We start from the raw sequence: 6,454 nt of genomic DNA, 5'->3' as shown, positions 1-6,454 counted from the left end.
TATTAATGGAAATATATATGAGGTTAAGCTTGAAGATGAATACGATCAACAGGTGAAAAAAATGGGATTATTAGCGGTAACTACCCAAAAACTTAATGAAGTAAAAGCACCAATGCCCGGGCTAATTGTTGATGTTATGGTTGAGGTAGGGCAGGAGATTGTTGAAGGTACCCCCTTATTGGTTTTATCTGCCATGAAAATGGAAAATATTATCCTTGCTCAAGGAGAAGGAACTATAAAGTCCATTGAGGTGAAGAAAGATGATGCGGTAGAAAAAGCACAATTAATAATTGAAATGGAATAATATCCATCGTCATATGTATAAAAAAGTATCTTATTAATTTCTGGGATACATACTGAGAAATTAGATTTCGACAATCGATTAAATTAAGTTTTAATGAAAAAAATACTGATAGCCAATAGAGGTGAAATAGCTTTAAGAATAATGAAGACCGCCCAAAAGATGGGTATTAAAACAGTTGCCGTTTATTCAGAAGTTGATCGCCATTCTCCACATGTAAAGTTTGCTGACGAAGCAGTTCTTTTAGGTCCTGCGCCATCATCAGAATCTTATCTGGTAATGGAAAAAGTTATAGATGCGGCAAAAGTAACTGGAGCGGAAGGTATTCATCCAGGCTACGGATTCTTAAGTGAAAATGCAGTGTTCGCCCAAATGGTCGAAGATAACGGCATCACGTTTATAGGTCCTAAGCCCCGTGCTATTAAGGTTATGGGGAATAAGCTTGCTGCAAAAGAGGCGGTTCGTGATTATGATATACCTATGGTGCCCGGTATTGAAGAAGCAATAACAGATGTTGCCTTGGCTGAAAAGGTAGCTAAGCAAATAGGTTTTCCTATTTTAATAAAAGCATCTGCTGGCGGTGGCGGTAAGGGAATGAGAGTTGTCGAAAACTTAAAAGATTTACCGGAACAAATGCAGCGGGCTATCAGTGAGGCGCAAGCTGCTTTTGGCGATGGTTCCGTATTTATAGAAAAATATGTAGGCTCACCCAGACATATAGAAATTCAAGTTTTAGCCGATACGCATGGTAATACGGTTCATTTATTTGAACGGGAATGTAGTGTACAAAGAAGGCACCAAAAGGTAGTTGAAGAAGCTCCGTCTGCAGTATTAACTCCTGAAATTAGGGAAGCCATGGGCGAAGCTGCTATCAAAGTAGCCAAAGCTTGTGATTATGTAGGTGCCGGTACGGTAGAATTCTTACTGGACGAAAACAAGAATTTTTACTTCTTGGAAATGAATACAAGGTTGCAAGTGGAGCATCCAGTTTCTGAATTAATATCTGGTATTGATTTGGTTGAGCAGCAAATAAAAGTAGCTCGTGGTGAAAAGTTGGCTTTTACGCAAAGCGATTTGAAAATTAAAGGTCATGCGTTAGAAGTACGTGTATATGCTGAAGATCCATTAGCGAATTTTATGCCGAGTATTGGTACGTTATCAACCTATAAGATGCCTATTGGTGAAGGTATTCGTGTAGATGATGGCTTTGAGGAAGGTATGGAAGTGCCTATTTACTATGATCCAATGATATCTAAGTTGATTACCTATGGTAAAAATAGGGAAGAAGCTATACAATTAATGATAAAGGCAATTGATGATTACAAGGTAGAAGGTGTTGCTACTACCTTATCTTTTGGCAAATTTGTTTGTGAGCATGAAGCATTTACTTCTGGAAATTTCGATACTCACTTTGTTAAAAACTTCTATTCTCCAGAGCTGTTAGAAAAACAGTATGCAGAAGAAAGAAGAATAGCTGCGTTGGTTGCTTTGAAGTTGTATTTGGAGAATGATAAGACATTAAAAGTGCCCACTATGGTTGCCTCTAATTGGCATAAAAGTAGAGTGTAAAATTGCAATAAGGATTTGAACGGTTACAATGAAAAATAATAAAGAAATATTAGCGGAGAAACTAGCATTGGGTAAAATGGGTGGTGGTCAAGAACGTATTGACAAGCAACATGCTAAAGGAAAGTTAACTGCATATGAACGTATTCATTTTTTGTTAGATGAAGGGTCATTTGAAGAAATGGGGGCTTTAGTTACCCACCGTACTAAAGATTTTGGTATGGAAAAACAAGTCTTTTATGGTGACGGCGTAGTAACAGGTTATGGTACTATCAATGGAAGACAAGTTTGTGTTTTTGCACAAGATTTTACGGTTTTTGGTGGTGCTTTATCTGAAACACATGCCGAAAAAATCTGTAAAATCATGGATATGGCTATGAAAATAGGTGTACCTATGATTGGTCTTAATGATAGTGGTGGTGCGCGTATTCAAGAAGGAGTTCGTTCTTTGGGTGGTTATGCTGATATATTTCATAAAAACGTAATGGCATCAGGAGTGATTCCTCAAATTTCTGCCATTATGGGTCCATGTGCAGGTGGTGCGGTGTATTCGCCAGCAATGACTGATTTTACCTTAATGGTAGAAAACTCCAGTTATATGTTCGTGACAGGACCAAATGTGGTGAAGACGGTAACGAATGAAGAGGTAACATCAGAAGAACTTGGTGGTGCATTAACGCATGCCACCAAATCTGGAGTAACACATTTAACTGCTGCTAATGATATTCAATGTATCAATCAAATTAAGCAGATAATTAGTTATATGCCTCAGAACTGTGAGGATAAACCTACTGATATTCCATTTGAACTTGGTAATGAAGTTCGTGATGTATTAGAAGATATTGTTCCGGAAAACGCAAATCAACCCTATGATATGCGTACCGTCATCAATGGTATTATTGATCAAGATTCGTTCTTTGAAATACATGAAGCCTATGCCGATAATATTGTGGTAGGTTTTGCAAGATTAGGAGGTAAAAGTATTGGTATTGTCGCTAATCAACCTATAAGTTTAGCAGGTGTATTAGATGTTGATAGTTCTAAAAAAGCGGCACGTTTTGCGCGTTTTTGTGATTGTTTCAATATTCCACTGTTAGTATTGGTAGATGTTCCAGGATTTTTACCGGGTACAGATCAAGAATGGAACGGTATTATAACCAACGGGGCTAAATTACTGTATGCCCTAAGTGAAGCAACGGTACCTAAAGTTACCGTAATTACAAGAAAAGCATATGGTGGTGCTTATGATGTTATGAACTCCAAACACATTGGGGCCGATTTAAATTATGCATGGCCAGGTGCTGAAATTGCGGTAATGGGAGCTAAAGGTGCGAGTGAGATTATTTTTAGAAAAGAAATAGGCGCTGCAGATGATCCTGAAGCGAAATTGGCAGAAAAAGAGGCGGAGTATGCTAAACTATTTGCAAACCCTTACAGTGCAGCTCAAAGAGGTTTTATAGATGAGGTTATTTTGCCGAAAGATACCAGACGAAAATTAATAAAGGCTTATACCATGCTTGAAAATAAAGTAGCGGTTTTACCAAGGAAAAAACACGGTAATATTCCACTATAATATAAGCTACCGTATAATGTCTTTTTGACCATAAAGGATGAGTCTCTTATAATATGGCTCGTTTTGATCTCTACGGATTGGTCTACCGTGGTCAATTCGGAGCTAACTATTGTAGAGTTTACTGAGTTATTGAAACCTATTTTGGCTATTTTATTGATGGTATTTTCTGGTAGCTGTAAGGCTAACTGAAAAGGTTATAAATGACTTAAGGTTTGAATACTGTTCCGATAAAGGAGAAGTGACAATATAATTGACCTGCTTTGTAGTAATAGTATTATTTAGTTTTGGATTACCAAATATTTTAAATTAATCTTATAGCGATGAAATTTGTAATAGCACCAGATAAGTTTAAAGGTTCACTAACCGGATTCGAATTTTGCGATGCGGTAGAAGAGGGTATAAGAATGGTTTTTAAAGATGCAGAAATAGTAAAAAAACCGCTGGCAGATGGTGGTGATGGCACTATGGAAGTGGTTAAACATTACATAAAAGGAGAAACGGTTACTATTACTGTAAACGACCCGCTGTTTAGACCTATAAATGCATCTTATTTATATTCTGATGAAACAAAGATCGCCTACATAGAAATGGCAGAAGCGTCTGGATTGAAATTACTGAATGTTGATGAGTTTGACTGCATGGAAACGACAACATACGGGATGGGAGAATTGATTTATGATGCATTAGAAAAAGGTGCAACAGAAATAATTTTAGGTATTGGCGGTAGTGCTACCAATGATGGTGGTATGGGTATGGCAAATGCTTTAGGATATCGATTTTTAGATGAAAACGAACAAGAATTATCCCCTATAGGTAAGAATCTTTCTAAAGTAAGAACAATTGACGATTCTAATAAGCATAATCAGCTGGATCTTGTAACATTTAAGGTAGCATGTGATGTAACCAATCCTTTTTATGGATTACAAGGTGCCGCATATATTTATGGAGCTCAGAAAGGTGCTTCAGAAAAGGAAATCATATTTCTCGATCAAGGTTTGTGCAATTTTTCCGAGATTATTAAAAAGCATTATAAAATTGATTTGCAGAACATAAGTGGTGCCGGTGCTGCTGGCGGAGTAGGTGGCGGCGCTCTAGTTTTTCTAAATGGCGAATTAATTTCTGGTAATAATTTGGTAAAAGAGCTAGCAGATTTTGATAAAGCCATTAAAAATGCAGATTGGATTATTACTGGAGAAGGTCAGTTAGATGAGCAAACGTTGTCTGGTAAAACAATAGATGGTGTAATAACATCTGCCAAGCTACATAAAATACCTGTTGCCGCACTTTGCGGATCGGTAAGTATAACCGTGGCACAGCAACAAGAATTTGGTTTAGCTTACGTTGCATCGATTGTAAGAGGTATTTCTACCTTAAAACAAGCTATGGAGCAGAGTAATGACAATCTTGCAAATGCCGCTTTTAATTTTGCAAGTTTGATTAAGTAGGTTACATATTTTCTTCTTGGCTAGTTATTTTATTAATTTGAAATACCTTTTGGTATATTCTTGTTTAATTATTTTTAATACCTATTCTCCCTTTCATCTTTTTTTAATATTCAAATATTTTTACGGTCATAATTAGCATCGGTAAACCACTAAAATCAAACTATTAAAACTATTATTTAGTACTGTAAATTAATGGTTTAGCTAATACTTTCCACAGATTTTACTTGGTATACCTTCCATATTAGTGTATTGACAACAATTTGTTTAATCGCTGCAAGGCTACTGTTACCTTTAATTAACATAAGATTTAATATTCATTGAAACTGAAATAGTATTAATGGATTTTTTTAGCCAATGACTAAACCGATTACTACATATTCTATTCTAAATTCTTTTTGGAAAGGACTCTTTGTCTTTGTCCTAATGATGCTAGTAAACAGTACCTCTTATTCGCAACAAACCACTACTTGGAGTCAAAAACCACTATCAACTACCTGGGAGTCTATAAGCTCAGACGGTCTTGTTAGAATAGAAGCTAGGGTTACTGGTGGTGTTATTGTATTAGGAAATGAAACAATAGAGTGTACTTCTGATACAACTTATGGAGATCCAACTCCAGATATTTTTGGGAGTCCTTCTTTAGAAATTTCTTTAAGCTCCTTAATATCAGGCACTTTGGAATTTCATTTTTTTGACGCTACTTCGGGGAACGAGGTTTATTTGACCAACCCCTTAATTAATGTGGATAAGGTAGGAACTTATAGTATTTTACCTTTCCCTCTATTATCAGGTTCAAGTACAGGTGTTTTTACATCCACCAATGGTTCTTGGTCTAATTTAAGTAGAAATGGACCTATTTTTGAATTCACCAGTACGACTTTTAATATAGATTCAGGATCATTAATAAGTACGAATGGTGGGGAGTGTGGTAATGGTTCAACAACAGGAACGGGTGGTGGTACCATGCGTATGGATGATGCTGTGGAATCTATTCAAATGAATGTATATGTTTCTGGAAGCCTTTTAGGTTTTAATGATGAGGTTGAGTTTGTAATATCCAATCTAATTATAGCTGAACCAGAAATAGAAGTAACAAAGACAGTTGTAAATAATTTTAGTTCTCCTGTTGCTATAGGTGATGCAGTAGATTATACTATTGAAGTAGAAAACACGGGAAATGTAAAAATTACTAATGTTGCTTTAACAGATACGTTCAAAGATGCTAGCGGAAATATAATTACATTAAGTAGTGCTCCATCTTTCTCATCTTCAACAATGAGTTCTTCAGAAGGTACGCTTTTAGCTGGTGAAGTGGCAAAATATACTGCAAGCCATATGTTAACTGCAAATGAGATTGCAGAAGGCGGAGTAATTAATCAGGTAAGTGTTTTGGCTGATAGTCCGTACGGTTCTGGTGATACAGATGATCTTTCCGATAATGGAGATGATGCAGATGGAAATTTACTTGACGATACTACTGATAGCTTTTTCCCTATTCCGTTAGATGATGCGGTATCAGTAGAAAAAAATAATACCTTTGATATACTTGTGACCAGTAATGATGATTTT

The 6,454-nt window shown here is 36.3% G+C and carries 5 protein-coding genes; all 5 read left to right on the top strand.

Annotated elements, in window-relative coordinates; genetic code table 11:
* Positions 1–304: biotin/lipoyl-containing protein (locus ABJI11_RS16755; protein WP_348354804.1), on the top strand; the 304-nt coding region annotated here is incomplete at its 5' end.
* A 93-nt stretch (positions 305–397) separates the two neighbouring features.
* Positions 398–1,870: an acetyl-CoA carboxylase biotin carboxylase subunit gene (gene accC, locus ABJI11_RS16750; RefSeq protein WP_348354801.1), complete on the top strand. Its 1,473-nt coding sequence runs from the start codon at positions 398–400 to the stop codon at positions 1,868–1,870.
* A gap of 28 nt (positions 1,871–1,898) precedes the next feature.
* Positions 1,899–3,440 carry an acyl-CoA carboxylase subunit beta gene (locus ABJI11_RS16745; RefSeq protein WP_348354798.1) on the top strand — a complete coding sequence of 514 codons (1,542 nt, stop codon included), beginning with the start codon at positions 1,899–1,901 and terminating at the stop codon, positions 3,438–3,440.
* A 320-nt stretch (positions 3,441–3,760) separates the two neighbouring features.
* Positions 3,761–4,885 carry a glycerate kinase gene (locus tag ABJI11_RS16740; protein WP_348354795.1) on the top strand — a complete coding sequence of 375 codons (1,125 nt, stop codon included), beginning with the start codon at positions 3,761–3,763 and terminating at the stop codon, positions 4,883–4,885.
* Between the two features lie 354 nt (positions 4,886–5,239).
* A partial coding sequence (locus tag ABJI11_RS16735; RefSeq protein WP_348354792.1) for a hypothetical protein occupies positions 5,240–6,454 on the top strand: 1,215 nt, incomplete at its 3' end.

Source organism: Maribacter sp. (assembly GCF_039968975.1).
Taxonomy (GTDB): domain Bacteria; phylum Bacteroidota; class Bacteroidia; order Flavobacteriales; family Flavobacteriaceae; genus Maribacter.
The sequence above is the reverse complement of the archived record's forward strand: the minus strand, read 5'-3'. Positions and strand labels throughout refer to the sequence as shown.

Coding starts and splice junctions, on each gene's coding strand:
- ABJI11_RS16740 (WP_348354795.1), top strand. CDS start 3,761: ATGAAATTTGTAATAGCACCAGATAAGTTTAAAGGTTCACTAACCGGA.
- accC (WP_348354801.1), top strand. CDS start 398: ATGAAAAAAATACTGATAGCCAATAGAGGTGAAATAGCTTTAAGAATA.
- ABJI11_RS16745 (WP_348354798.1), top strand. CDS start 1,899: ATGAAAAATAATAAAGAAATATTAGCGGAGAAACTAGCATTGGGTAAA.